Raw genomic sequence first — 24,560 nt, forward strand, 5'->3', positions numbered from 1 at the left:
CGCTCGGCGGCGCCGCGGAGCCCGCGAAGTCCGGCAAGGTGCCGCCGAGCCGTATCGCGGGCGTCCTCGGCCCCCTGCTGGCCGCCCCCGCCCTCGGCGAGGGCCAGGCCGCGGCCGTCGTGGACGTGACCACCGGGAGCCGCCTCTACGGGACCCACTCCGACCAGGCGTTCACGCCGGCCTCCACCACCAAGATCGCCACCGCGGTGGCCGCGCTGTCCGCGCTCGGCCCCGACCACCGGCTGACCACCCGTACCGCGCTCGACCCCGACACCTCCGAACTGGTCCTGGTCGGCGGCGGCGACCCCACCCTCACCGCGCACAAGGCGAGCGGCGGCTGGGCGAGCCTGCGCACCCTCGCCGCAGGCACCGCCGCCGCGCTGAAGAAGCGGGGCGTCGGGAAGGTCACGCTGTCCTACGACACGACGCTCTACTCCGGTCCCTCGCAGCACCCCATCGGCGTCAACGACAACCTCGCCGAGGTCACCGCCCTGACCGCGGACGAGGGCCGCACGGACAGCTCCAGCAGCGGTCCGGTGACCCGCGTGGCCGACCCGGCCGCCGAGGCCGCCCGCACCTTCGCGGCGTTGCTGAAGGAGGCGGGGATCAAGGCGACCCCGCCCGGCCCCTCCAAGGCCACCTCCCGCGCGACGACCCTCGCTTCCGTCTCCTCGCCCCCGCTGTCCGACGTGGTCGAGCGGATGCTGACCAACAGCGACAACGACATCGCCGAGGCGCTGGCCCGGCAGACCGCCCTCGCCTCCGGGCAGCCCGGCAGCTTCGCGGGCGGCGCCAAGGCCGTCGCGGCCCGGCTGACCAAGCTCGGGCTGCCGATGCGCGGCGCCTCCTTCCACGACGGCAGCGGGCTCGACCGGAAGGACCGGCTCACCGCCGACCTCCTGACCTCGCTGCTCGCCACCGCCGCCTCCCCCGCCCGGCCCGGCCTGCGCCCCGTCCTCACCGGCCTGCCCGTCGGCGGGTTCACCGGCACCCTCGCCGAGCGCTACGCCGACGGCGGCGCGGCCGGCCTCATCCGCGCCAAGACCGGCACCCTGACCGGCGTCAACTCCCTCGCCGGCACGGTCGTCACCAAGGACGGCCGCCTGCTCACCTTCGCCTTCCTCACCTCAGGCACCACCGACCCCCAGTCCGCCCAGTCCGCCCTGGACCACACGGCAACCACCCTGGCCAACTGCGGCTGCGGTTAGCCTCCGGCGGTTCGCCGGGGGTCCGGCCGGCCGGGACACGGCCCGCACCGGCCGCCCCTGGCGGGGCGGGGGTCCGCGCAGCCGACCTGCCGGACCGGGGCGCCCGGCCACGCCGTGCGGGCGCGGGCTCGTCCCGTGGACACCGGGCGTGTCCCCGCCGGACCCCCGCCACCGGGGCCCCGGCCCGGCCCGGTTCGCGGACTGCCCCGACGGCGGGGGCTCACGTACGGTTGACGCATGACGAGCTTCGGTGGCACCGCTTCTCAGGGGATGGTCGACTGGAACCTCGCGGTGGCGACCGCGACGCGGCTCGTGCGGCCGGGGCCGGAGATCACCAGGGACGAGGCCAGGGCGGTGGTGGCCGAACTGCGCCGGCACGCCAAGGTCTCCGAGGAACACGTCCGCGCCTTCACCCGCATGGGGACCGAGGACGTCCACGACACCCCCGTACTGGTCGTCGACCGGCCCGGCTGGGTACGGGCCAACGTCGCCGGGTTCCGGGAGCTGCTGAGGCCGCTGCTCGACAAGATGCACGAGCGGCGCGGCCCCGGCGCGGGCAACGCCGTCCTCGGTGCCGTCGGCGGCAAGGTGACCGGCGTGGAACTCGGCATGCTGCTGTCGTTCCTGTCCTCCCGCGTCCTCGGCCAGTACGAGACCTTCGCCCCCGCCGCCCCCGACCTGCCCGCCGGCACCGCCCCCGGCGGAGGCGGCCGGCTGCTGCTCGTCGCGCCGAACATCGTCCACGTGGAGCGCGAACTCGACGTGGACCCCCACGACTTCCGGCTCTGGGTGTGCCTGCACGAGGAGACCCACCGCACCCAGTTCACCGCCGTGCCCTGGCTCCGCGACCACCTGGAAGGCGAGATCCAGGCGTTCCTCGCGGAGACCGACGTCGACCCGATGACGTTCCTCGAACGCATCCGGGACGCCGCCCAGTCGCTCGCCGGGGGCCGGCCCGAGGGCGAGCAGGAGGACAGCGGACGCTCGCTGGTGGAACTGGTCCAGAGCCCGGCCCAGCGGGAGATCCTCGGCCGCCTCACCGCCGTCATGTCCCTGCTGGAGGGGCACGCCGACTTCGTCATGGACGGCGTCGGCCCCGACGTCGTGCCGAGCGTCGCCGAGATCCGCGAGAAGTTCCAGCAGCGCCGGGCCAAGGGCGCCTCCCGCCTCGACCTCGCGCTGCGCAAGCTCCTCGGGCTCGACGCCAAGCTGCGCCAGTACCGCGACGGCGAGCGCTTCGTCCGCGCGGTCGTCGAGGAGGTCGGCATGGACGGCTTCAACCGGGTGTGGACCTCGCCCAACACGCTGCCCACCAAGGCCGAGATCTCCGACCCGGCCGGCTGGGTCGCGCGTGTGCACCGCACGACTGAACCCTGAGCGCGGGCGGACGGCAGGGAAACGCCCCTCCAATCACCCGTCCGAGGGACCGTCAGCCATGCGTAGGCGTGCAATGCTCGGGGAAGGGCCCGCTTCTGTCACCATCGACGCACTCTGAGTGACCGGACTTCGGGCTCGTCCCCCGAAACTTCATGAAGGGAACCGGACATGGGTCCCCATCCCGCGGTCGCGGCGATACGCCTGGCGGTCCGCCGCGTCCTCCACGACATCGCCACCGGCCAGGCCGCCGAGCACGGCAGCACCGCTCACGGCAGCAGCGGCCACGGTGCCGTCGCCGTCGCCCACCGAACCGGCGGGCCGAGCACCGCGCAGCGCCACCGGGGCCCCGCCCCCGCCACCGCGCCGCTCGTCCTCGTCGCCTGCTCCGGCGGCGCCGACTCCATGGCGCTCGCCTCCGCCCTCGCCTTCGAGGCCCCCCGCCTCGGCCTGCGCGCAGGCGGCGTCACCGTCGACCACGGCCTCCAGCCCGGCTCCGCCCTGCGCGCCGAGGAGGTCGCCCTCAGACTGCGCGAACTCGGCCTCGCCCCCGTCGAGTCCGTCACCGTCACCGTGGGCCGCGACGGCGGCCCCGAGGCAGCCGCGAGGGACGCCCGGTACGCCGCCCTGGACGCCGCCGCCGAGCGACACGGCGCCGCCGCCGTCCTGCTCGGCCACACCCGGGACGACCAGGCCGAGACCGTCCTGCTCGGCCTCGCCCGCGGCTCCGGCATCCGCTCCCTGTCCGGCATGGCCGCGGTCTCGGGGGCCGACGGCCGTTACCGGCGCCCGTTCCTCCAGCTCGACCGGCAGACCGCCCGCAAGGCGTGCATGGTCCAGTCGCTGCCCGTCTGGGACGACCCGCACAACACCGACCCGGCCTACACCCGCTCCCGGCTGCGCCACGAGGGCCTGCCCGCGCTGGAGAAGGCGCTCGGCAAGGGCGTCGTGGAGGCGCTGGCCCGCACCGCCCAGCTCTCCCGCGACGACGCCGACGCCCTGGACGCCTGGGCCGGCCAGGCCGAGGCTTCCGTACGGGACGCCGAGGGTGTGCTGGAGTGCGCCAAGCTCTACGCGCTGCCGCCCGCCGTGCGCCGCCGGGTGCTGCGCCGGGCCGCCATCGAGGCGGGCGCTCCGGCCGGTTCGCTCTTCGCCCGGCACATCGAGGAGATGGACCGCCTGATCACCGGCTGGCGCGGCCAGGGAGCCATCAATCTGCCGGGCAAGGTCGTCGCCCAGCGGCAGGGTGGCAGACTGGTGATTCGGCAAGGCTGAAATCCCGACCCCCGGAGCCCGACTCCGACGGGCCGGGCCTGCCGGTGGCCGCCGGCGCGGCCGTAAATGCGGGACGACCGAAAGTGATGCGGGTGGACGCGAAAGACATGGGTGCCGACCTCCAGCGGGTGCTCATCACCAAGGAAGAGATCGACGCGAAGCTGGCCGACCTGGCCGCGAAGATCGACGCGGAGTACGCGGGCAAGGACCTGCTGATCGTCGGTGTCCTCAAGGGCGCCGTCATGGTCATGGCGGACCTGGCGCGTGCGCTGTCCACCCCCGTCACCATGGACTGGATGGCCGTGTCCTCCTACGGCGCGGGCACCCAGTCCTCCGGTGTGGTCCGCATCCTCAAGGACCTCGACACCGACATCAAGGGCCGGCACGTCCTGATCGTCGAGGACATCATCGACTCCGGGCTGACCCTGTCCTGGCTGATCAACAACCTCGGCTCGCGCGAGCCCGCCTCCCTGAAGGTGTGCACGCTCCTGCGCAAGCCGGACGCCGCCAAGGTCTCCATCGACGTGGAGTGGGCCGGCTTCGACATCCCGAACGAGTTCGTGGTCGGCTACGGCCTGGACTACGCCGAGAAGTACCGGAACCTCCCGTTCGTCGGTACGCTCGCGCCCCACGTCTACGGCGGCTGACCCGAGCGGTGCACACCGCCGGGGAAGATCGGGAACCCCGGCGGGCTCCGTGACGTTGGAGCATTGGAAGACGGGCCGTGGTCCGTCCGGGCCGCCGAGTGCGGCTGCGGACGACGAGGCTGGGGTACCGTCAGAAGAACTGTCTTATCAAACTCACTATGGCAGGAGGGACGGGGCGTCACCGCTCCGTGTGGATGGACGTGAAGCGATACTTCCGTGGGCCGGTCATGTGGATCGTGCTGGCCGTCCTTGCCGTGGTCGTGTTGATGCAGGTCGTCGGCAATTCCGGCGGCTACAAGACGGTGGACACCGGCCAGGTCGTTGCGGCGATCAACGACAACAAGATCAAGTCGGCCAAGCTGACCACCGGTGACGAGCAGACCATCAAGGTCACGCTCAAGGACGGCGTCAAGGTCAAGGACAGCTCGAAGATCCAGGCGAGCTACATCGGCGACCAGGGCGTGGCACTGGCGCAGACCCTGCAGAACAAGTACCAGGACAAGCAGATCACCGAGGGATACACCGTCTCTCCCTCGAAGCAGAGCCCGTTCGTCGGCGTGCTGCTCACCCTGCTGCCCTTCGTCCTGATCGTGGTCGTGTTCCTGTTCCTGATGAACCAGATGCAGGGCGGTGGTTCGCGGGTCATGAACTTCGGCAAGTCCAAGGCGAAGCTCATCACCAAGGACACGCCGAAGACCACCTTCTCCGACGTCGCCGGCTGTGACGAGGCCGTCGAGGAGCTCCACGAGATCAAGGAGTTCCTCCAGGAGCCGGCCAAGTTCCAGGCCGTCGGCGCCAAGATCCCCAAGGGCGTGCTGCTGTACGGCCGCCCGGGTACCGGCAAGACCCTGCTGGCGCGCGCCGTCGCGGGCGAGGCCGGGGTGCCGTTCTACTCGATCTCCGGTTCCGACTTCGTCGAGATGTTCGTCGGTGTCGGTGCCTCCCGTGTGCGCGACCTGTTCGAGCAGGCCAAGGCCAACGCCCCGGCGATCGTCTTCGTCGACGAGATCGACGCGGTCGGCCGGCACCGTGGTGCCGGGCTCGGCGGCGGTCACGACGAGCGCGAGCAGACCCTGAACCAGCTCCTGGTCGAGATGGACGGCTTCGACGTGAAGGGCGGCGTCATCCTGATCGCCGCCACGAACCGGCCCGACATCCTGGACCCGGCACTGCTGCGTCCCGGTCGTTTCGACCGGCAGATCGCGGTCGACCCGCCGGACCTCCAGGGCCGCCTGGAGATCCTCAAGGTCCACCAGAAGGGCAAGCCGGTCGCGCCCGACGTCGACCTGGCCGCCGTCGCCCGCCGGACCCCCGGCATGACCGGCGCCGACCTGGCCAACGTGCTCAACGAGGCCGCGCTGCTCACCGCGCGCAGCGACCAGAAGCTGATCGACAACAAGGCGCTGGACGAGGCGATCGACCGTGTGGTCGCGGGCCCGCAGAAGCGGACCCGGATCATGTCGGACAAGGAGAAGAAGATCACCGCGTACCACGAGGGCGGACACGCCCTGGTCGCGGCGGCCTCGCCGAACTCCGACCCCGTCCACAAGATCACCATCCTGTCCCGCGGCCGCGCCCTGGGCTACACGATGGTGCTCCCGGACGAGGACAAGTACTCGACCACGCGCAACGAGATGCTCGACCAGCTCGCCTACATGCTGGGCGGACGCGCCGCGGAGGAACTGGTCTTCCACGACCCGACCACCGGCGCCGCGAACGACATCGAGAAGGCCACCAACGTGGCCCGTGCGATGGTCACCCAGTACGGCATGACCGAGCGGCTCGGCGCCATCAAGTTCGGCGGCGACAACTCCGAGCCCTTCCTCGGCCGTGAGATGTCGCACCAGCGCGACTACTCGGAAGAGGTCGCCGGGCTGGTCGACGAAGAGGTCAAGAAGCTCATCGAGACCGCGCACAACGAGGCGTGGGAGATCCTGGTCGAGAACCGGGACGTGCTCGACAACCTGGTCCTGGCGCTCCTGGAGAAGGAGACCCTGGGCAAGGAGGAGATCGCCGAGATCTTCGCGTCGATCCACAAGCGCCCGCCGCGTCCGGCCTGGACCGGCTCCTCGCGGCGTACGCCGTCCACCCGCCCGCCGGTGCTCTCCCCCCGGGAGCTGGCACTGACCAACGGCGCGAACGGCTCGACGCCCGCGATCAGCACGGTCAAGTCCACGACGACCGAGCGCGGTCCGGTCCCGGAGCCGTCCCCCGAGGACCGCCCCGAGAGCTGACGCTCCCTTCGGCCACTGGCCGGAATGTATGCCGCGCCCCCCGGGTTCTAGCCTGGGGGGCGCGGCATTTCACCATGCCCGCGCGCTTGACCACAGGAACGAGGCACCACATGACCGACCCCGTGACGCTGGCCGGAGACGGCACGATCGGCGAGTTCGACGAGAAACGCGCCGAGAACGCCGTCCGCGAGCTCCTGATCGCCGTCGGCGAGGACCCCGACCGCGAGGGCCTCCTGGAGACCCCGGCACGGGTGGCACGGGCGTACCGGGAGCTGCTGGCAGGGCTTCGGCAGAAGCCCGAGGAGGTGCTGACGACCACGTTCGACCTGGGGCACGACGAGATGGTCCTGGTGAAGGACATCGAGATCGTCTCCCTCTGCGAGCACCATTTGCTGCCCTTCCACGGGGTGGCTCACGTCGGCTACATCCCGGCCGAGTCGGGCAAGATCACCGGTTTGTCGAAGCTGGCGCGCCTGGTCGAGGTGTTCGCCCGGAGGCCGCAGGTGCAGGAACGGCTCACCACCCAGATCGCGGACTCCCTGATGGGCATTCTCGAAGCCCGTGGCGCGATCGTCGTCATCGAGGCCGAGCACATGTGCATGTCGGTACGCGGCATTCGCAAGCCCGGCGCGAAGACCACCACCTCGGCGGTCCGAGGCCAGCTCCGGGACTCCACCACCCGCGCCGAGGCGATGAGCCTGATACTGGCTCGCTGACCCCACTGTCAGTGCTGCCCGCTATCTTCCTCGGCCAGTGGACCGATCACTGGCCGAGGGGGGAAGCAGGGTGGAAGGCGGTCTGCCGAGCAGACAGACGGTGAACGCGGTCGGCGGGCGCCTGCGCGCCCGTGATGTGCGAGTGGGCTGCCGCCTCTGGACGCTGGACGGCGGCCGAACCGTCCGGACCACGGTCACCGGGGTGACGTCCGTCCAGGCCCGCGAAGTGCTCGACGTGACGACCGGGCACGTCACCTTCACCGTGACCCCGGACCAGCTATTGAGTACGCGGACGGCTGGGTGCACGCACGGGACGCTCAGGACACCGTTCTGGCCTGGACCCCGGCGCGGAAACTGAACCGTGTCCGGCTGAGCATCGCGCCGGGGTACCCGCTGGGCTACGTCGTGGGTGCCACGTGCGCCGACGGCATAGTCGGCGGCAATTACGTCTCCTGAGGGACAGGGAGACCTTCGACGGGTTCCTGGACGGTTATCGGGACGGAGACGGGTGTCAGGTCAACACCTGGCCGGCTCGTGCGCTGATCAGTGCGAACGTCCCGTTCCTCGCCGAGCTGGCCCGGATCGTCGGGGCCAGGTTCACTCCGCGTACCGACGGGAAGGCGTCCCGGCTCTTCGTGGCTGACAGTTGGCCGTCCCGCGGCACCTTCCGGGCGGAGTGGCACCCGCTTCAGCTGAGGGAGTCGTCGTGGACGCAGGTGCACCAGGTGCGTAGTCGCGTCACGAGGGACAAGCCGTACACCCTCTACGGCTTCCGGCTCGACCCTCGTCCCGGCTTCCTCATCAACGGCCACTTGGCCCGGCAGCCCTGGTGAAAGCTGCTCAGGCCGCAGGTTCCGTCCCGGTGGGCGGGGTGTCGTCGTCCTCCGGGAGGCGGCAGATGCGTTCGAGGAGGAGGGCGGCCGCTATGACCGCGAAGCCGGCGAGGACGGAGAAGCCGGCGTAGATGGCCTGGTCACGGCGGGCCGGGATGTCGAGGAGTTCCAGCAGGAGGACGCCGGTGCCGCCGTAGACGCCGCTGACCAGGGCGGCGACCAGCGCACTGGCGTGGCCGAAGACAACCGCGCGGGCGGCCATCATCGGGTCGACGCCCTTGGCGTCGGGGCGGCGCTCGCGCTGGGCCTTGAGGCGGGCGCGCAGGGAGAGCGCCGTGGCGAACAGGACCACGGCGATCAGCGCGAGCACGATGGGCGCGGCCACCGGTACGCCGGGCAGGGTGCCGAGCGAGTTCCAGAGGCGCGCGCCGGCCCAGGACAGGACTCCGGCGACGACGAACACGCCTGCCAGCACCCTGATGCGAAGCTGTTTCACGGTGTCCCTTCAGGTCCCCCCGGACCGTGCCGGGCCCGTGGTCGTTGTCGACCTTAACGACTACTCGGGCAGTCGGAGTTCCAGATCCGCGCGGGGCGCGACTCCGTCGCGGGTGACGGCGGCCAGCAGACCGGCGACCGCGCCCTGGCCGGGCAGCTCGGCGGCGGGGTCCACGTCGTGCCAGGGGGCGAGGACGAAGGCCCGCTGGTGGGCGCGCGGGTGGGGGAGGGTGAGCCGGGGGTCGGCGGAGGTGACGTCGGCGTAGGACACGATGTCCACGTCCAGCGTGCGCGGGCCCCACTGCTCGTCGCGGACCCGGTGGAACGCCTCCTCGACCGCCTGCGCCCGCTCCAGCAGCGAGGACGGCGGCAGGGTGGTCTTGAGGACCACGACCGCGTTCAGGTACGAGGGCTGGCTGCCGGGCTCGACGCCCCACGGCTCGGTCTCGTACACCGGGGAGACGGCCTTGACGCGGACGCCAGGGGTGTCCTCCAGCGCGTCCACGGCGCCCTGGAGGGTCTCCAGGCGGTTGCCGAGGTTGGAGCCGAGGGAGAGGACGGCCCGCTGGGGGTTGTGCAGGGTGGAGTCGGCGTCGTCGACCTGCTGGACGACGGACGCGGGCACCGGCTGGACGGTCGGGTCGCTGTGACCCTTGCGGAAGGGGCGGGTCATGCTCGGCTCCGGAGGATGGTGACGGTCACGTCGTCGAAGGGGACGGTGATCGGGGCGTCCGGCTTGTGGACGCAGACCTCGACCTCCTGGACCCCCTCGTGCTTCAGACAGGTCTGCGCGATCCGCTCGGCGAGGGTCTCGATCAGGTTGACCGGCTCGCCCTCGACCACGGCGACGGCCTCCTCGGCCACGATGCCGTAGTGCACGGTCCTGGTGAGGTCGTCGTCGGCCGCGGCCGGGCGGGTGTCCAGACCCAGGACGAGGTCCACGATGAAGGTCTGGCCCTCCTCGCGTTCCTTGGGGAACACCCCGTGGTGCCCACGGGCCTTCAGGCCCCGCAGCGCGACACGATCCACGCGAATCACTCCTGCAATCGTCGGGAACGGCCGGTCGCTGCCGCGCTCGGGCGGCATACCGGCCCTGGACGAATCTACCCGCGCGCACGGACAAGACCGGGCCAAGGGGGTGGGGCCCGGCGCCGGTACCGGAAGGGTTCACCGGGCGTTTGCCCAGGTGTCCGCCCAGGGGGAACCGGCCGTGCCGTCGGTGGTAGCCGCATTTACCCCGGCGAACGTGATTCCGACCACGGCTCAGGCCAGCGTGCCGTCGTCCGGCCCGACGCCCTGGTCGCCGCCGCCCTCCTCGTCCTCCTCGTCGTCCTCGGACGTGGCGAGGACCGGGGAGGCGTGGTGGGACCACAGCTTCCAGCCCTCGGGGGTGCGCCGGAACACATTGGTGGCGACGACGAGCTGCCCGACCAGCGGCCCCAGCTCCTCGCCCTCCTCCGGCGCGGGCCCACCGCTGAGGATGTTCTCGGTGCAGCTCACGATCGCGGTGTTGCCGGTGACGGAGACATGCACGTCGGTGAGGAAGAACTGGATGTAGTCGGTGTTCGCCATGATCAGCGCGTACGACCTGAGCACCTCGCCGCGCCCGGTGAGCACCGGCCAGCCGGGGTGGACGCAGGAGACGACCCCGGTGTCGGCGGGGTCGTGGTACTCCTCGTCGACGCCCAGGTCGGCGGGGGCCAGCCAGAGCCCGGCCACCTCCTCGAAGTCGCCGCGCTCCATCGCCTCGTAGAAGGAGGTGTTGGCGGCGGACACCTCTTCGACGTCCACGTCCGCGGCGCTCACCGGGCGCCCTCCACCGCGCGGGCCACGCGGACCGCGTCGGCCGTGGCGCGCACCTCGTGGACGCGGACGGCCCAGGCGCCGGCGTGGGCGGCGAGGGCGGAGACGGCGGCGGTGGCGGCGTCGCGTTCGCGGGCCGGCGGGGTGGGGCCCTCGGGTCCTGCCAGGACGTGGCCGAGGAAGCGTTTGCGGGAGGCGGCGACCAGGAGGGGGTGGCCCAGCGCGTGGAGCCGGTCGAGGTGGGCGAGGAGGGCGAGGTCGTGCTCGGCCTCCTTGGAGAAGCCGAGGCCGGGGTCGACGACGACGCGCTCCGGGGCGACGCCCGCCGCGAGGACGGCCTCCACGCGCGCGTGCAGCTCGTCGCAGACCTCGGTGACGACGTCCTGGTAGACGCCCCGGACGTTGCCGCCCTCCAGGAGGCCGCGCCAGTGCATGACCACGAAGGGGGCGCCGGTCCGTGCGACCACGGGCAGCATCGCGGGGTCGGCGAGGCCGCCGCTGACGTCGTTGACGAGGACGGCGCCCGCCGCGAGCGCCTGCTCGGCGACGGCCGCGCGCATGGTGTCCACGGAGACCGTCACGCCCTCGGCGGCCAGCCCGCGCACGACGGGGACCACGCGGCGCAGCTCCTCGGCCTCGTCGACGCGGGTCGCGCCGGGCCGGGTGGACTCGCCGCCGACGTCGACCAGATCGGCGCCCTCGGCCGCGAGGTCGAGCCCGTGCTTGACGGCGGCCGTGGTGTCGAACCAGCGGCCGCCGTCGGAGAAGGAGTCGGGGGTGACGTTGACGACGCCCATGACCGCGCAGCGGTCATACGTCGGAAGACCCGCCACTTCGCCGCGCCCGCTGAGGTTCTTCATACGTTCAGCGTAGGCCCCGACGTGCACGGCGAAGGTGCGCGGGTCGGTACGCAACGGCCTCTTCCGGACCGCCTCGGCAAGGCGGTCCGGGGTCTGCGCGGCCCTCCGCGCGAGCTGCGCGGGATTGGTCCGGCCGGGTCAGGCGGCCCGTACGCCGTGCTCGTGGGAGCGGTGCGCGCAGGGCCGCGCGGCGGCGTTCCGGCGGCGCCGCAGGAAGCGGGGCAGCGGCAGCGCGAGGTCCACGAAGCCCTCCGCCTGCATCGCGGCGAAGCCGATGCGGGGCAGGTCGGCCGAGGCCCGGTAGACCACGAAGCGGGGCTCCCAGCGGGGCTGGAACTTGGCGTTGAACTTGTACAGCGATTCGATCTGGAACCAGCGGGAGAGGAACACCAGCAGCCCCCGCCAGGCCCGCAGCACCGGCCCGGCGCCGATCTTCTCGCCGCGCGCGAGGGCGGAGCGGAACATGGCGAAGTTGAGCGAGATCCGGGTGATGCCGAGCTTCGGCGCGGCCTGGAGGGCGGCGACGATGAGCAGCTCGTTCATGCCGGGGTCGGCCAGCCGGTCACGGCGCATCAGGTCCAGCGACACGCCGTCCTCACCCCACGGCACGAAGTGCAGAATCGCCTTCAGATCGCCGTACGGGCCGGGTGTGTCGTCCTGCTTGTGGGCGGTGGCGATCAGGCAGTCGCCGTCGGCGGGGTCGCCGATGCGGCCGAGGGCCATGGAGAAGCCGCGCTCGTTGTCGGTGCCCCGCCAGTCCTCGGCGGCCAGCCGTACGCGCTCCAGCTCGCCGTCGGAGAGGTCACGGACGCGCCTGACGCGGGTCTCGTAGCCGGCCCGCTCGATGCGCTTGACCATCTGGCGCACATTGCGCATCGCGCGTCCGGCGAGGGAGAAATCCGCGACGTCGACCACCGCCTCGTCGCCCAGCTCCAGGGCGTCCAGGCCGGTCTCACGGGTCCACACCTCGCCGCCCGTCTCCGAGCAGCCCATGACGGCGGGGGTCCAGGAGTGGGCCTTGGCCTCGTCCATGAAGCGCTCGATGGCGCCGGGCCAGGCCTCCACGTCCCCGATGGGGTCGCCGCTGGCCAGCATCACGCCGGAGACGACCCGGTAGGTGACGGCGGCCTTGCCGCTGGGGGAGAAGACGACGGCCTTGTCCCGGCGCAGCGCGAAGTGGCCGAGGGAGTCGCGCCGGCCGTGCCGGTCCAGCAGGTCCCTGAGGCGCGCCTCGTCCTCCTCGGTCAGGCGGGCGGCGGGGTGTTCGGGCCGGAAGGCGAGGTAGCTGGTGGTGACGGCGGTGAGCCAGCCGAGGGCGCCGAGGGAGAAGGCGACCGTCCAGGAGGTGCTGCCCTGGTAGTCGACGGGGCCCTCGAAGCCGAACAGGCCGTAGACGACGTGGGTCAGCCGATCGGCCAGGCTCGGGTCGCCGAGAGTCCGGTCGGGGTGGACGCTGACGATGACCAGTCCGAGGACGAGGGAACCGGCGCTCATGAGGACGAAGTTGGCCAGCGCCCGCCAGCGGCTGCGCGGGTCGGGCAGTGCGCCGAACTCGGTGCGGTGGCGCAGGAGCGGCACCAGGAGCGCGACCGAGATGAGCACGCCGAGCAGCGAGTGCCGGTACACGAACTCGGCGACCGCGCCGGCCGGCAGCAGGACGACGGCGGCCCGCCAGGCGCGCCGCTTGCGGCGTTTGAGCCCGTGCGCGAGCAGGAGCAGCAGCACGCCCGCGCTGAGCGAGAGGGCCGCGGCGAACGGCCCGAAGGAGCCGGGCAGCGCCTCCGCGATCGCGTGCATACGGCTGTGACGGAAGCGCGGGAACACGCCCGCCGCGATGTCGAGCAGGCCGACGAGGGCGCACGCCCGGCCGATCAGGGTGGGGACGGTCTCGGCGCGGGGGCCGCGCAGTATGCGCCGCGCCCGGTTCGAACCCCGCGGAACCCCGCCTGACAATTCCCCATCTATCCTGACAGACATCGCATCCCGTAGCTCTGCGAGAGACCTTGAAACCCGGTGCCGATCGGGCATCCGGTGACATTGCGCCCTCTAGGACGGTGTCTTGGGGAGACAGGTTCCTCCCGCTCCGGAAAGTCGGGTCAAAGGTCAAGGAAAGCCTGGGGCAAGTCCGTGCCGCGGCACGGTGTCCGAGGCGGAAAGCGCAGGCAGGAACAGTCATGGGTCTCACGAGCAACTCACTTCTGGTGCTGGCGGTGGCGGTCGCCGTGGTGCTGTTCGGGGCCACGCTGTGGCTGTGGCCGCGCCTGGCCCGGCGGAGCTGGGCGGCCCTCGGCGGCCGGATCGGCCTGCTGCTCGCCACCCAGTTGGCGCTCATCTGTTCCCTCGGGGTGGCCGCCAACCAGAGCTTCGGCTTCTACGCGGGCTGGGACGACCTGCTCGGCCGGGAGACCCAACAGGGCGTCCTGGTCGACCAGTCGGCGACGACCACCGGCGCGGGCGGTCCGCTCCGGGTGCTGAGCATCAAGTCCCCGCCGGGTGACGCCGGTTCGCGGGCCACGGCGGTGGGCCAGGTCCAGAAGGTCGACATCGTCGGCCGGGTCTCCCGCATCGCCACCCCGGCCTACGTCTATCTGCCCCCGGAGTACTTCCAGTCCCGGTTCCGCACCCGTACGTTCCCGGTCTCGGTGGTGCTGACCGGCTACCCCGGCACCGCGCAGGCGCTCGTCACCAAGCTCAAGTACCCGGCGGTCGCGCGGGGCCTGGCCAAGGACGGGCGGGCGCAGCCGATGATCCTGGTGATGCTGCGGCCCACCGTGGCGCCCCCGCGCGACACCGAGTGCGTGGACATCCCGCAGGGCCCGCAGACCGAGACCTTCTTCGCCAAGGACCTCCCCGAGGCCGTCCTCGCGCACTACCGGGCCGGTGCCCGCCCCGGAAGCTGGGGCATCATCGGCGACTCCACCGGCGGCTACTGCTCCCTCAAGCTCGCCATGCGCCACCCGGACGTCTACGCGGCCGGCGCCGGCCTGTCGGCGTACTACACCGCGCCCCTCGACCCCACCACCGGCGACCTCTTCCACGGCGACCGCAGCCTGCGTGATCACGCCGATCTGCACTGGCTGCTCGCGCACGAACCGGCGCCCGACACCTCCCTGCTCGTCACCAGCAGCAAGATCGGCGAACACAACTACCGGGACACGCTCAGGTTCGTGAATGAGGTACGCGCCACCGGCCGGACCAGGATCTCCTCCATCATCCTGGAGAGCGGCGGACACAACTTCAACACCTGGCGGCGCGAGGTCCCGCCCGCCCTCCAGTGGCTCAGCGGGCAGCTCAGCGACCGTTGAGCCGGAGGTGCTGAAACCCCGTGAAGCCCTTGCCGTGGCCGGATTTTTGGGCCTCGGGGGCCCATGAGGCGCCTACGCGCGGTAAGTTTCTGGCCATGCCACGTGGACGCCACCGCCATTCACCGCCTCTGCACCGGCTGTTGCCTCCCTCCGCGATCGCCGGTGTCGCCGTCGTCTGCGCGCTGGCGCCCTGGGTGTTCTCCTCCCTCGGGGTGGTGCGCGCCCTGGCCGGCGTCGCCGCGCTCACGGCGGTCGGCGGCGCGGTCGTGATGCGCCAGTGGGACGCGCAGGCGGGCAAGCAGGTCGCCGAGCTGACCCGCGCGCGGGTCAGCGACGAATGGCGGTACGACGAACGGGTCGCCGAACTGGAGACCGACCTGGAGGAGTCGCGCGAGCTGCGCGCCAAGCTGGAGCGGCGCCTGCGGGCCAAGCGCGCCGAACTGGCCGGGCTGCGCAACGAACACGCCTCCCTGCTGCGCCGGTACGCCACCGCGGAGACCGAGCGCGCCAGCGCGCTGGAGGGGCGGCGGCTGCTGGAGATCGAGGCGGTGCCGGAGTCCGGCACGCTCGCGCTGCCGGCCGGGCCGAGCGCGGAGGCCGCGGTGGACACCACCGAGGCCCCGCGGGCCGCGGAGGCCGTCTCCGCAGAGGAGCTGTACCTGAAGGCCGCGACCGCACTGGCGCGGCTGGAGCGGTCGGTGGAGGAGCCCGAGGCCGAGACCCGGGCCGAGACCGAGGCCGAGGCGGGGTCCGAGGTGGAAGCCGTCGCCAAAGGAGATCCGGACAGCGCGGGTACCGGGGCCGACGACACCGGCGACCACACCGCCGCCGAGGGTCTGGGACCCGTGGACGCCGAAGACGAAGTGACCGAGGCGCACACCACCCCCGGCGAGATGCCGGAGGAGGCGCAGGCGCACACCGCCGAAACGGCTGTGGTGCCCGCCCGGTCCACCGGACAGCGGCCCGCCGGGCACTTCACCGTGCCGACCGCCGTCGCCGTCGTACCGGCCGCGCCCTCCCGGCGCCCGCTGGTCGAGGGCGGGTTCGACTTCTTCGGTACGCAGAAGGACACCTCGGCGGCGCTGGACGTGCGCAACGAGGACCTGGCCGACGTGGTCGGGCAGGAGGCCCTCGCCCTGCACAAGGCGGACGCCGGGACGGCGTACAAGCCCGCGGGCACCTACGACGTGGGCCAGGTCATCGATCTGACCGCGCACGACGAGACCGAGCACATCGACGTGGAGGGGCTGCGCAGCGCGGCCTCCTGACCTCGCGCCGCCCGTATCCGCCGCGCACGCGCGCGTAGGGGAGACTGGGACGCATGACTGCCACGGAGACCACGGTCGGGATCGGCGGTGCCGCCGAGAGCACCGACATGGTGCTCAACATCGGCCCCCAGCACCCCTCCACGCACGGCGTGCTCCGGCTGCGGCTGGTGCTGGACGGCGAGCGCATCCAGCGCGCCGAGCCGGTGATCGGCTATATGCACCGGGGCGCGGAGAAGCTGTTCGAGGCCCGTGACTACCGGCAGATCATCATGCTGGCCAACCGCCACGACTGGCTGTCGGCATTCTCCAACGAGCTGGGCGTGGTCATCGCCGTCGAGCGGATGCTCGGCATGGAGGTGCCCGAGCGCGCGGTGTGGACCCGGACCCTGCTCGCCGAACTGAACCGGGTCCTCAACCACCTGATGTTCCTCGGCTCCTATCCGCTGGAGCTGGGCGGGATCACGCCGGTCTTCTACGCGTTCCGGGAGCGCGAGGTGCTCCAGAACGTGATGGAGGAGGTCTCCGGCGGGCGCATGCACTACATGTTCAACCGGGTCGGCGGCCTCAAGGAGGACCTCACCGACGGCTGGACCGGCCGCGCGCGGGACGCGGTGGCCGCCGTCCGCTCCCGCATGGACGTCTTCGACGACCTGGTCCTCGGCAACGAGATCTTCCGGGGGCGCACCCGGGGCGTGGGGGCGCTCACCCCTCAGGCCGTGCACGCGTACGGCGTGAGCGGGCCCATCGCGCGCGCCTCGGGCGTCGACTTCGACCTGCGCCGCGACGAGCCGTACCTCGCCTACGGGGCCCTCCAGGACACCCTGAAGGTCGTCACCCGGACCGAGGGCGACTGCCTGGCCCGCTTCGAGGTGCTGCTGGAGCAGACCCACAACGCGCTCGACCTCGCGGACGCCTGTCTGGACCGGCTCGCGGAGCTGCCGCCCGGCCCGGTCAACCAGCGGCTGCCCAAGGTGCTGAAGGCGCCCGAGGGACACACCTACGCCTGGACCGAGAACCCGCTCGGCATCAACGGCTACTACCTGGTCAGCAAGGGCGAGAAGACGCCGTACCGGCTGAAGCTGCGGTCGGCGTCGTACAACAACATCCAGGTGCTGGGTGAGCTGCTGCCGGGGACGCTGGTCTCCGACATGGTGGCGATCCTGGGTTCGCTGTTCTTCGTCGTGGGCGACATCGACAAGTAGGTCACAGGGGCGGTTCGGGCAGCCCGGCCGGCTGGAGGAGCCAGCCGAAGTCGCCGAGGCCGCCCGGTGCGGTGAGCTCCGCGGCGGCTCCGGCGCCCGCGAGGGCGCGTACGTAGGCGGCGGGGTCCGCGGTGGCCAGGGTGAGCGGGGGGCGGACGCCGGTGACGTCCAGCGCGCGCAGGGCCTCGCGCTGGGTGAGCAGGCGGGGGGTGCCGTGGCCGCTCCCGGCCGCCGCGCAGGCGTCCAGGGCGACATGCGCGGTGATGTCGCAGGTCCCGTCGGGCACGGGTGCCGTCTCCCGGCCCGCCCGGAACCCGGTGAGCGTGCCGTAGGGCGGGCGGGTGCCGAGGGTGTGGGCGTAGTCCACGGCCACCGCGAGCCCGCGCTCCACCCGGCCGACGGCTGCCGCCCAGGCCCGGTCCCTCGGCAGCCCGATCTCCGCCCGCAGTCCCTCCTCGGCGGCCAGCGGCCACCAGCGGGCCAGCCACTCCGCCTCCGCGCCCGAGACCGGATCCCCGAGCCGCTCGGTGCCGTCCGGCGCGACCCGTACCAGCCGGGCCACGCCCGCGCGGTCGGTCTCGGCCACGTCCACGGGCACGTTGTCCAGCCACTCGTTGGCGAACAGCAGCCCGGTGACCGCCTTGGGCACCTCGGCCCGCCACGCGATCCGCCCGTCCAGCCCCGCGGGCCGGTCCGCGACCTCCACGGCGTACGCCCGCGTGCGCGCCGCCACCTCGTCCGGCAGCGCGGCCAGCACCCCCTGGACCAGCTCCCCGCGCCCGGCACCGAGATCGACGAAGTCCAGCACCGCGGGCCGTCCCAGCGCCGCGTCCACCCGGCACAGCAGCCGGGCCACGGCGGTGGCGAACAGCGGCGAGGCGTGCACGGAGGTGCGGAAGTGACCCGCGGGCCCCTCGGGGCGCCGGTAGAAGCCCCGGGGGCCGTACAGCGCCCCCTCCATGGCGTCCCGCCAGCCCTGCTCCGATGTCTCCCGCACCGGGTCAGCCTAGGCGTACAACCGCCGGGTCGGCCTATGCGTACAGAGGACCGGGGCATCCACCCTGCGGCGTACGTGTGCCGGGCACGGATCGCCCCTCCGGCTGACCCGTGCGCGCACCGGGTTTCCTTACGCTGATGAGGTGCAGCGCCTCTATGACTTCCTCCGCCGCCACCCCACGTGGGTCGACTGCTTCTGGGCCGTCGTCCTGCTCGGGCTCTCCGGCGTGAGCGTGGTGAACATGGACGGCACCCCGCACCACCACGGCTCCTTCGCCGCGGCCTGGACGATCTCCACCGTGCTGTGCGTGATCCTGGCCCTGCGCCGCCGGCTGCCGGAGCTGATGCTGGTCGCGGTGCTGGCCACCGGGCTGGCGCAGCTCATCCTGGACGTCGAGCCGGTCGTCGCCGACTTCACCATGCTGGTGGTCGTCTACACGGTTGCCGCCAGCGGCGCCCTGTGGGCCTCCCGGCTGGCGCTCGCCACCAGCCTGGTCGCGGCCTCGCTGGCGCAACTGCGCTGGCCGAACGAGCAGGTCAGCGGGCTCGGCCAGATCGCGCTCGCCGTGTTCCAGACGGTGCCGTTCGCGCTGGCCTGGGTGCTCGGCGACTCCATGCGCACCCGCCGCGCCTACTTCGCCCAGCTCGAGGAGCGCGCCGCCCGGCTGGAGAAGGAGCGCGAGGCGCAGGCCAAGGTCGCGGTCGCCGCTGAGCGCGCCCGGATCGCCCGCGAGCTGCACGACGTGGTCGCGCACAACGTCTCGGTCATGGTGGTGCAGGCCGACGGCGCCGCCTACGTCCTGGACGCCGCCCCCGACCAGGCCCGCCAGGCGCTGGAGACGATCTCCTCCACCGGCCGCCAGGCGCTGGCCGAGATGCGCCGCCTGCTGGGCGTGCTGCGCACCGGCGAGCACCAGGAGAGCGGTGAGTACGTCCCGCAGCCCGACGTGGAGCAGATCGACGACCTGGTCGAGCAGTGCCGTGACGCCGGGCTGCCGGTGGACTTCAAGGTCGAGGGCACCCCGCGCCCGCTGCCCAGCGGGGTGGAGCTGACCGCGTACCGGATCGTGCAGGAGGCGCTCACCAACACCCGCAAGCACGGTGGGCCCGAGGCGGGCGCCAGCGTCCGGCTGGTGTACTTCGACGACGGGCTCGGCCTGCTGGTCGAGGACGACGGCAAGGGCGCGCCGCACGAGCTGTACGAGGAGGGCGGCGCGGACGGCCAGGGACACGGCCTGATCGGCATGCGGGAGCGGGTCGGCATGGTCGGCGGCACCCTGGACGCCGGACCGCGCCCCGGGGGCGGCTTCCGCATCAGCGCGCTGCTCCCGCTGAAACCGGCGCACTGACACCTGTCACGCACGCGCCCCGCGCACCCCAGCCCGCACACCCGAAGTTCGCACCCCCGAGAAGGACACGGAAGAGGACCCCGATGGCGATCCGCGTGATGCTCGTCGACGATCAGGTGCTGCTGCGCACCGGTTTCCGGATGGTGCTCGCCGCCCAGCCGGACATGGAGGTCGTCGCGGAGGCGGGCGACGGGGTGGAGGCGCTCCAGGTGCTGCGCACCACGCCGGTGGACGTGGTTCTGATGGACGTGCGCATGCCCAAGCTGGACGGGGTGGAGACCACGCGGCGGATCTGCTCTGAGCCCGAGCCGCCCAAGGTGCTCATCCTGACCACGTTCGACCTGGACGAGTACGCGTTCTCCGGGCTGAAGGCGGGCGCCTCCGGCTTCATGCTCAAGGACGTCCCGCCGGGCGAGCTGCTCAGCGCGATCCGCGCGGTGCACAGCGGGGACGCGGTCGTGGCGCCCTCCACCACGCGCCGGCTGCTCGACCGGTTCGCCCCGATGCTGCCCTCGGCAGTGCAGGAGCCCCGGCACGCGGAGCTGTCCCGGCTCACCGAGCGCGAGCGCGAGGTCATGGTGCTGGTCGCCCAGGGGCTCTCCAACGGCGAGATCGCCGCCCGGCTGGTCCTCTCCGAGGCCACGGTGAAGACCCATGTGGGCCGCATCCTCACCAAGCTGGGGCTGCGCGACCGGGTCCAGGTGGTCGTCCTCGCCTACGAGACCGGGCTGGTCCGTGCGGGCGGGCAGCCCTGAGGCTCAGCGCAGTACGCCCTCGATGAAGTCGCTGCCCAGCCGGGACACGGCGGCCAGGTCCAGCTGGTGCTGGACATAACGGCCCTGGCGGCAGCTGGTGATCAGGCCGGCCTTCTTGAGGACGGCCAGGTGGCGGGATATCTCGGGCGCGGACATGCCGTGCGCGTCGGCGAGTTCGCTGGTGCTGTGCGGGCTGCGGGCGAGGTGGCGGCACAGGCGCAGGCGCGCGGGGTGGGCGAGAGCCTCCATGCGCAGGGTCAGCTGCTCGACGGTGGGCGCCTTGGGGCGGGTGGCCTTGGCGGGATAGGTGATGACGGGCTGCCAGTTGTACCGGTGCAGCACCATCACGTGCGGCCACCCGAGGCTGGTCGGCACCAGGACGAGCCCGCCGTCACCGGTGGTGCCCCGGCCCACCAGGAGCTTGTCGACCGTGATGAGCCCGGCCTCCTCGTCCAGCGACACCGCGCCGGAGAGCGAGGAGAGGGCCTCGGCGGGGCCCTTGCGGCGCAGCAGCTCGGTCTTGTGCCGGGCGTCGGCGGCGAGGCCGGGCTGCAGGCGGGCCCAGGTGTCGGCGAAGAACGCCTCGTCGCAGTCGAGCACCAACTGGCGGAACCAGGCGCGGACCGTCGGCGGGTCCGCCAGCAGGCGCCGGGCGAACCGCTCCTGGACGGCACCGCGCGCGGCGGCCAGGTCCAGGGCGCGGCGGCGCAGCTCCGGGTCGCCCAGCGGGCCGAGGCTCTGCCGGGAGTACTGGGAGTGGCAGGTGAACTCCAGAGCCGCGTCCACGAACTGCTCGTCCGTCAGCTTGTCCAGCAGGTCGAGTTCCTCGGCGAGCGTGCCGCCCGGCAGCCCGCGCCGGCCGGGGAGTCCGGCGAAGGGGGCGAACACGTCGGAGAACGTGGTGCGCCACAGGAAGTCCGCCTCGCAGAGGCGGTCGGCCAGGCACGGGTCCAGCCAGCTGGACACGGCCGTCACCCACCCCTGGAGGTCCGGATGGTGACCGGGCTCGCTGAGCGCGTGCAATGCCATCCCCAGCTCGGCCAGCGGTGAGGGCACCACGGAGATCCGCTCCGCCGGGAGCCCCTTGACGTCGATGGTCACGCTCATGTGCCCATGGTGCCCCCCACCACTGACAACGCCCCCCGGATTGACGGCCGCCGTCAATCGACGGGACGTCAGGGGCCGGTGTCTCCGCCCAGCCGTCCGGCGAAGTCCACCGCCGCGTCCCGTACGTCCCGTGCCGTCCACTCCAGGCCCTCGGCGCGGACCCCGGTCTCCGTGAAGGAGAGGCCGGGGCCGCGGGAGTCCCAGCCGCCGGCGAACAGCAGGGTGCCGGTCTCCTCGGCCTGCCGTACCGCCGCCTCCGCGAGGACCTCCGGGTCGAACGGGAGCCAGACCTGGAAGTCGTGGGTGTGCGGCACCTCGGGGTGGACCCGCGCCCAGGGCAGCCCGGCCTCGGCGAACCCCTCGCGCAGCGCGGCGGCGACCACGCGCGCGTGGCGGACGTACTCCGGGAGCCTCGGCAGCTCACGGTCCAGGCCGGCGAGGGCGGAGAGCGCGGTGGGGAACTGCTGGAAGACCATGCCCCCGTACCGGTGCCGCCAGGTGCGCGCCTCCTCCACGAGACTCGCGGGGCCGGCGAGCGCGGCGCCGCCCAGGCCGCCGAGGGACTTGTAGAACGACACGTAGACGCTGTCGGCCAGGGCCGCGATCTCCTCCAGGGGGCGGCCGAAGTGCTCCGTGGCCTCCCAGAGGCGGGCGCCGTCGAAGTGCACCACCGCCTCGCGCTCCCGCGCGGCGTCGACCGCCCCGGTCAGCTCCTCCCAGGAGGGCAGCAGGAACCCGGCGTCGCGCAGCGGGAGTTCCAGCATGAGAGCGCCGACGGGCTCGTCCAGGCCGTGCACGTCGGCCGCCGTCACCGGGCGCGGCTCCTGGCTCACGGTGACCGGGCGCAACCCGCTGACCTGGCTGAACGCATGGCGTTCGTGCACCTCGGGGTGGGACAGGGCGTGCAGGGCGACGGCCGGGTTGCCGGTACGCCCGGCCCAGCAGCGCAGGGCGACCTGCTGGGCCATGGTGCCGGTCGGGAAGAACACGGCGGCCTCGGTGCCGAGCAGTTCCGCGACCCGGCGCTCCAGGGCGGCCACCACGCCGTCTCCGTAGACGTCGGCGGGCTCGTCCAGGTCGTACGCCTCGGGGGCCGCCTCCGTCAGCTCGGTGAGGCGTTCGCGGAGGGTGCCGCGCCAGCCGCCGCGCGACAGCACGCGCGGCGCGATGCGTATCGCGGTCCGGCGCCGCTCTCGTATCGACGGTCGCTGTTCGTCCTCGGTCGTGTCGCTCATGCGGGGGATCATGCCGCGCCGGGCCCCGCGCGGGTACCCGGTTTCCGGACGGGCCGGTGCGGCGGCCCACAGCCTGTGGACAACGGGGGGCCGGTCGCCGGATAGCGTTAACATGACGAGAAATCGTCCGGTACCCAGAGCGGACTGGAACGGGAAGGCCACGGTCGCGTGAGTACACACCCCTCAGACACCCAGGACCGCCCCGCGCGGCTCACCGTCGGCGTCGTCGGCGCCGGACGCGTGGGCCCCGCCCTGGCCGCGTCCCTGCAGCTCGCCGGACACCGCCCGGTGGCCGTCTCCGGCGTCTCCGACGCCTCCCGCAGGCGCGCCGAGAAGATGCTGCCCGGCGTGCCCCTGGTGCCGCCGGCCGAAGTCCTCCGGCGCGCCGACCTGGTGCTGCTCACCGTCCCCGACGACGCCCTGCCGGGCCTGGTCACCGGCCTCGCCGAGACCGGCGCCGTCCGCCCCGGCCAGCTCCTCGTGCACACCTCGGGCCGCTACGGCGTCTCGGTGCTCGACCCGGCCCTGCGCGCGGGCGCGCTGCCGCTCGCGCTGCACCCGGCGATGACCTTCACCGGCAGCCCCGTCGACGTCCAGCGCCTCGCGGGATGCTCCTTCGGCGTCACCGCGCCCGAGGAGCTGCGGCTCGCGGCCGAGGCCCTGGTCATCGAGATGGGCGGTGAGCCGGAGTGGATCAGCGAGGAGAGCCGCCCGCTCTACCACGCGGCCCTCGCCCTGGGCTCCAACCACCTGATCACCCTGGTCGCCCAGTCCATGGAGCTGCTGCGCACGGCCGGGGTCGGCGCCCCCGACCGGATGCTGGGCCCGCTGCTGGGCGCCGCCCTGGACAACGCGCTGCGCTCCGGTGACGCGGCCCTCACCGGCCCCGTCGCGCGCGGGGACGCGGGCACGGTCGCCGCGCACATCGCCGAGCTGCGCGAGCACTCCCCGCAGACCGTCGCCGGGTACGTGGCGATGGCCCGTGCCACCGCCGACCGCGCCCTCGCCCACGGCCTGCTCCAGGCCGAGCTGGCCGAGGACCTGCTCGGCGTGCTCGCCGACCAGGAAACCGGCACCGGCACCGGCAGCGCGCCCGGCACCGGCACCGGCGCGGACGACGACGAGAACGGCCTCGAGGGGAACGACCGATGACCACCGCCCTGCTGAGCACCGCCGACGAGCTGCACGCCCGCGTGCGCCACGGCCGCCGTGCCGTCGTGATGACCATGGGCGCCCTGCACGAGGGCCACGCCACGCTGATCCGCACCGCCCGTGAGATCGCCGGGCCGGACGGCGAGGTCGTCGTCACCGTCTTCGTCAACCCGCTCCAGTTCGGCGCCGGCGAGGACCTCGACCGCTACCCGCGCACCCTGGACGCCGACCTCCGCCTCGCCGGACGCGCGGGCGCCGACGCGGTGTTCGCCCCGTCGGTGGAGGAGGTCTACCCGGGCGGCGAGCCCCAGGTGCGCATCACCGCGGGCCCCATGGGCGGCCGGCTGGAGGGCGCCATCCGCCCCGGCCACTTCGACGGCATGCTCACCGTCGTCGGCAAGCTGCTGCACCTCACCCGGCCCGACGTGGCGCTGTACGGGCAGAAGGACGCCCAGCAGCTGGCGCTCATCCGGCGCATGGTCCGGGACCTCAACTTCGGCGTGGAGATCGTCGGCGTGCCCACGGTCCGCGAGGAGGACGGGCTCGCCCTGTCCAGCCGCAACCGCTACCTCGCCCCCGAGGAGCGCGCCACCGCCCTCACCCTGTCCCGCGCCCTGTTCGCCGGCCGTGACCGGCACGCGGCCCAGGAGGCCCTCCGCGCGCGGGCCCTCGAAGTGCCGTCCACGCACGCGCGTGCCGAGGCGCTGAGCGCCATAGGCGAGTCGCGGGCGGCGGCCGACGCGCAC

General features: G+C 72.9%; 23 protein-coding genes. 14 read left to right on the forward strand and 9 right to left on the reverse strand.

Annotated elements, in window-relative coordinates:
• The 7 genes from dacB to GT030_RS36425 form a co-directional block, all read left to right on the forward strand.
• Positions 1-1,208 (forward strand): D-alanyl-D-alanine carboxypeptidase/D-alanyl-D-alanine-endopeptidase (dacB, locus tag GT030_RS14455; RefSeq protein WP_161201461.1); only part of this gene is annotated, 1,208 nt, incomplete at its 5' end.
• 237 nt (positions 1,209-1,445) lie between these two features.
• The gene (locus GT030_RS14460) at positions 1,446-2,585 is read left to right on the forward strand and encodes a zinc-dependent metalloprotease (protein ID WP_161201462.1); all 1,140 of its coding nucleotides are present in this window, start codon (positions 1,446-1,448) and stop codon (positions 2,583-2,585) included.
• A 168-nt stretch (positions 2,586-2,753) separates the two neighbouring features.
• Positions 2,754-3,857 (forward strand): tRNA lysidine(34) synthetase TilS, encoded by a 1,104-nt coding sequence (gene tilS / locus GT030_RS14465; protein WP_161201463.1) that lies wholly within the window; start codon positions 2,754-2,756, stop codon positions 3,855-3,857.
• Between the two features lie 86 nt (positions 3,858-3,943).
• Entirely contained in the window at positions 3,944-4,504 is a 561-nt protein-coding gene (gene hpt, locus GT030_RS14470) for a hypoxanthine phosphoribosyltransferase (RefSeq protein ID WP_161201464.1), read from the forward strand.
• 194 nt (positions 4,505-4,698) lie between these two features.
• Positions 4,699-6,738 carry an ATP-dependent zinc metalloprotease FtsH gene (gene ftsH / locus GT030_RS14475; protein ID WP_161201465.1) on the forward strand — a complete coding sequence of 680 codons (2,040 nt, stop codon included), beginning with the start codon at positions 4,699-4,701 and terminating at the stop codon, positions 6,736-6,738.
• Between the two features lie 110 nt (positions 6,739-6,848).
• Positions 6,849-7,454 (forward strand): GTP cyclohydrolase I FolE, encoded by a 606-nt coding sequence (gene folE / locus GT030_RS14480; RefSeq protein WP_161201466.1) that lies wholly within the window; start codon positions 6,849-6,851, stop codon positions 7,452-7,454.
• A 300-nt stretch (positions 7,455-7,754) separates the two neighbouring features.
• Complete coding sequence (locus GT030_RS36425; protein ID WP_237522425.1) at positions 7,755-7,910, forward strand: hypothetical protein; 156 nt, start codon at positions 7,755-7,757, stop codon at positions 7,908-7,910.
• Between the two features lie 384 nt (positions 7,911-8,294).
• Here GT030_RS36425 and GT030_RS14490 read toward each other — a convergent pair whose 3' ends face one another.
• The 6 genes from GT030_RS14490 to GT030_RS14515 all read right to left on the reverse strand — a co-directional run bounded on the left by GT030_RS14490 (position 8,295) and on the right by GT030_RS14515 (position 13,398).
• Entirely contained in the window at positions 8,295-8,783 is a 489-nt protein-coding gene (locus tag GT030_RS14490; RefSeq protein ID WP_161201467.1) for a DUF3180 domain-containing protein, read from the reverse strand.
• Positions 8,784-8,843: 60 nt separating this feature from the next.
• Complete coding sequence (folK, locus tag GT030_RS14495; RefSeq protein ID WP_161201468.1) at positions 8,844-9,455, reverse strand: 2-amino-4-hydroxy-6-hydroxymethyldihydropteridine diphosphokinase; 612 nt, start codon at positions 9,453-9,455, stop codon at positions 8,844-8,846.
• Positions 9,452-9,811, reverse strand: a complete 360-nt coding sequence (folB, locus tag GT030_RS14500; protein ID WP_161201469.1) for a dihydroneopterin aldolase — start codon at positions 9,809-9,811, stop codon at positions 9,452-9,454. The genes folK and folB overlap by 4 nt, the downstream gene beginning before the upstream one ends.
• Before the next feature lie 234 nt (positions 9,812-10,045).
• Positions 10,046-10,588, reverse strand: coding sequence for a nuclear transport factor 2 family protein (locus tag GT030_RS14505; protein WP_161201470.1), 543 nt, complete (start codon positions 10,586-10,588; stop codon positions 10,046-10,048).
• Positions 10,585-11,445, reverse strand: a complete 861-nt coding sequence (gene folP / locus GT030_RS14510) for a dihydropteroate synthase (protein WP_161201471.1) — start codon at positions 11,443-11,445, stop codon at positions 10,585-10,587. Before folP ends, GT030_RS14505 begins: the two co-directional genes overlap by 4 nt.
• Positions 11,446-11,583: 138 nt before the next feature.
• On the reverse strand, positions 11,584-13,398 hold the full coding sequence (locus tag GT030_RS14515; RefSeq protein ID WP_237522427.1) for a phosphatidylglycerol lysyltransferase domain-containing protein: 1,815 nt from the start codon (positions 13,396-13,398) through the stop codon (positions 11,584-11,586).
• Between the two features lie 221 nt (positions 13,399-13,619).
• On the opposite strand from GT030_RS14515, the gene GT030_RS14520 reads away from it, so the two are divergent.
• From GT030_RS14520 to GT030_RS14530, 3 genes are all read left to right on the forward strand, one after another.
• Positions 13,620-14,750 (forward strand): alpha/beta hydrolase-fold protein, encoded by a 1,131-nt coding sequence (locus GT030_RS14520; RefSeq protein WP_161201473.1) that lies wholly within the window; start codon positions 13,620-13,622, stop codon positions 14,748-14,750.
• 95 nt (positions 14,751-14,845) lie between these two features.
• Positions 14,846-16,018: a hypothetical protein gene (locus GT030_RS14525; protein ID WP_202460088.1), complete on the forward strand. Its 1,173-nt coding sequence runs from the start codon at positions 14,846-14,848 to the stop codon at positions 16,016-16,018.
• A 53-nt stretch (positions 16,019-16,071) separates the two neighbouring features.
• On the forward strand, positions 16,072-17,220 hold the full coding sequence (locus GT030_RS14530; RefSeq protein ID WP_161201474.1) for an NADH-quinone oxidoreductase subunit D: 1,149 nt from the start codon (positions 16,072-16,074) through the stop codon (positions 17,218-17,220).
• Between the two features lies 1 nt (position 17,221).
• Here GT030_RS14530 and GT030_RS14535 read toward each other — a convergent pair whose 3' ends face one another.
• Positions 17,222-18,181 (reverse strand): SAM-dependent methyltransferase, encoded by a 960-nt coding sequence (locus GT030_RS14535; protein WP_161201481.1) that lies wholly within the window; start codon positions 18,179-18,181, stop codon positions 17,222-17,224.
• Between the two features lie 178 nt (positions 18,182-18,359).
• On the opposite strand from GT030_RS14535, the gene GT030_RS14540 reads away from it, so the two are divergent.
• Together GT030_RS14540 and GT030_RS14545 are read left to right on the forward strand one after the other, a co-directional pair.
• Positions 18,360-19,565 carry a sensor histidine kinase gene (locus GT030_RS14540; protein WP_161201475.1) on the forward strand — a complete coding sequence of 402 codons (1,206 nt, stop codon included), beginning with the start codon at positions 18,360-18,362 and terminating at the stop codon, positions 19,563-19,565.
• 83 nt (positions 19,566-19,648) lie between these two features.
• The gene (locus GT030_RS14545; protein WP_030811253.1) at positions 19,649-20,320 is read left to right on the forward strand and encodes a response regulator transcription factor; all 672 of its coding nucleotides are present in this window, start codon (positions 19,649-19,651) and stop codon (positions 20,318-20,320) included.
• 3 nt (positions 20,321-20,323) lie between these two features.
• On the opposite strand, the gene GT030_RS14550 is transcribed toward GT030_RS14545, so the two are convergent.
• Together GT030_RS14550 and GT030_RS14555 are read right to left on the reverse strand one after the other, a co-directional pair.
• On the reverse strand, positions 20,324-21,427 hold the full coding sequence (locus tag GT030_RS14550; protein WP_161201476.1) for a DUF5937 family protein: 1,104 nt from the start codon (positions 21,425-21,427) through the stop codon (positions 20,324-20,326).
• A 68-nt stretch (positions 21,428-21,495) separates the two neighbouring features.
• Entirely contained in the window at positions 21,496-22,662 is a 1,167-nt protein-coding gene (locus GT030_RS14555) for a beta-eliminating lyase-related protein (RefSeq protein WP_161201477.1), read from the reverse strand.
• Between the two features lie 168 nt (positions 22,663-22,830).
• Between GT030_RS14555 and GT030_RS14560 the strand changes: the two genes are divergently transcribed.
• Together GT030_RS14560 and panC are read left to right on the forward strand one after the other, a co-directional pair.
• Positions 22,831-23,814: a DUF2520 domain-containing protein gene (locus GT030_RS14560; RefSeq protein ID WP_161201478.1), complete on the forward strand. Its 984-nt coding sequence runs from the start codon at positions 22,831-22,833 to the stop codon at positions 23,812-23,814.
• The coding region (gene panC / locus GT030_RS14565) for a pantoate--beta-alanine ligase (RefSeq protein WP_161201479.1) at positions 23,811-24,560 on the forward strand (750 nt) is incomplete at its 3' end. The genes GT030_RS14560 and panC, both read left to right, overlap by 4 nt.

The organism is Streptomyces sp. SID1328, from assembly GCF_009865595.1.
GTDB lineage: Bacteria > Actinomycetota > Actinomycetes > Streptomycetales > Streptomycetaceae > Streptomyces > Streptomyces griseoluteus.

Coding starts and splice junctions, on each gene's coding strand:
- GT030_RS14550 (WP_161201476.1), bottom strand. CDS start 21,427: ATGAGCGTGACCATCGACGTCAAGGGGCTCCCGGCGGAGCGGATCTCC.
- GT030_RS14555 (WP_161201477.1), bottom strand. CDS start 22,662: ATGAGCGACACGACCGAGGACGAACAGCGACCGTCGATACGAGAGCGG.
- GT030_RS14530 (WP_161201474.1), top strand. CDS start 16,072: ATGACTGCCACGGAGACCACGGTCGGGATCGGCGGTGCCGCCGAGAGC.
- ftsH (WP_161201465.1), top strand. CDS start 4,699: ATGGACGTGAAGCGATACTTCCGTGGGCCGGTCATGTGGATCGTGCTG.
- GT030_RS14535 (WP_161201481.1), bottom strand. CDS start 18,181: ATGGAGGGGGCGCTGTACGGCCCCCGGGGCTTCTACCGGCGCCCCGAG.
- GT030_RS14525 (WP_202460088.1), top strand. CDS start 14,846: ATGCCACGTGGACGCCACCGCCATTCACCGCCTCTGCACCGGCTGTTG.
- folK (WP_161201468.1), bottom strand. CDS start 9,455: ATGACCCGCCCCTTCCGCAAGGGTCACAGCGACCCGACCGTCCAGCCG.
- GT030_RS14545 (WP_030811253.1), top strand. CDS start 19,649: ATGGCGATCCGCGTGATGCTCGTCGACGATCAGGTGCTGCTGCGCACC.
- folE (WP_161201466.1), top strand. CDS start 6,849: ATGACCGACCCCGTGACGCTGGCCGGAGACGGCACGATCGGCGAGTTC.
- tilS (WP_161201463.1), top strand. CDS start 2,754: ATGGGTCCCCATCCCGCGGTCGCGGCGATACGCCTGGCGGTCCGCCGC.
- hpt (WP_161201464.1), top strand. CDS start 3,944: ATGCGGGTGGACGCGAAAGACATGGGTGCCGACCTCCAGCGGGTGCTC.
- GT030_RS14520 (WP_161201473.1), top strand. CDS start 13,620: ATGGGTCTCACGAGCAACTCACTTCTGGTGCTGGCGGTGGCGGTCGCC.
- GT030_RS14460 (WP_161201462.1), top strand. CDS start 1,446: ATGACGAGCTTCGGTGGCACCGCTTCTCAGGGGATGGTCGACTGGAAC.
- folP (WP_161201471.1), bottom strand. CDS start 11,445: ATGAAGAACCTCAGCGGGCGCGGCGAAGTGGCGGGTCTTCCGACGTAT.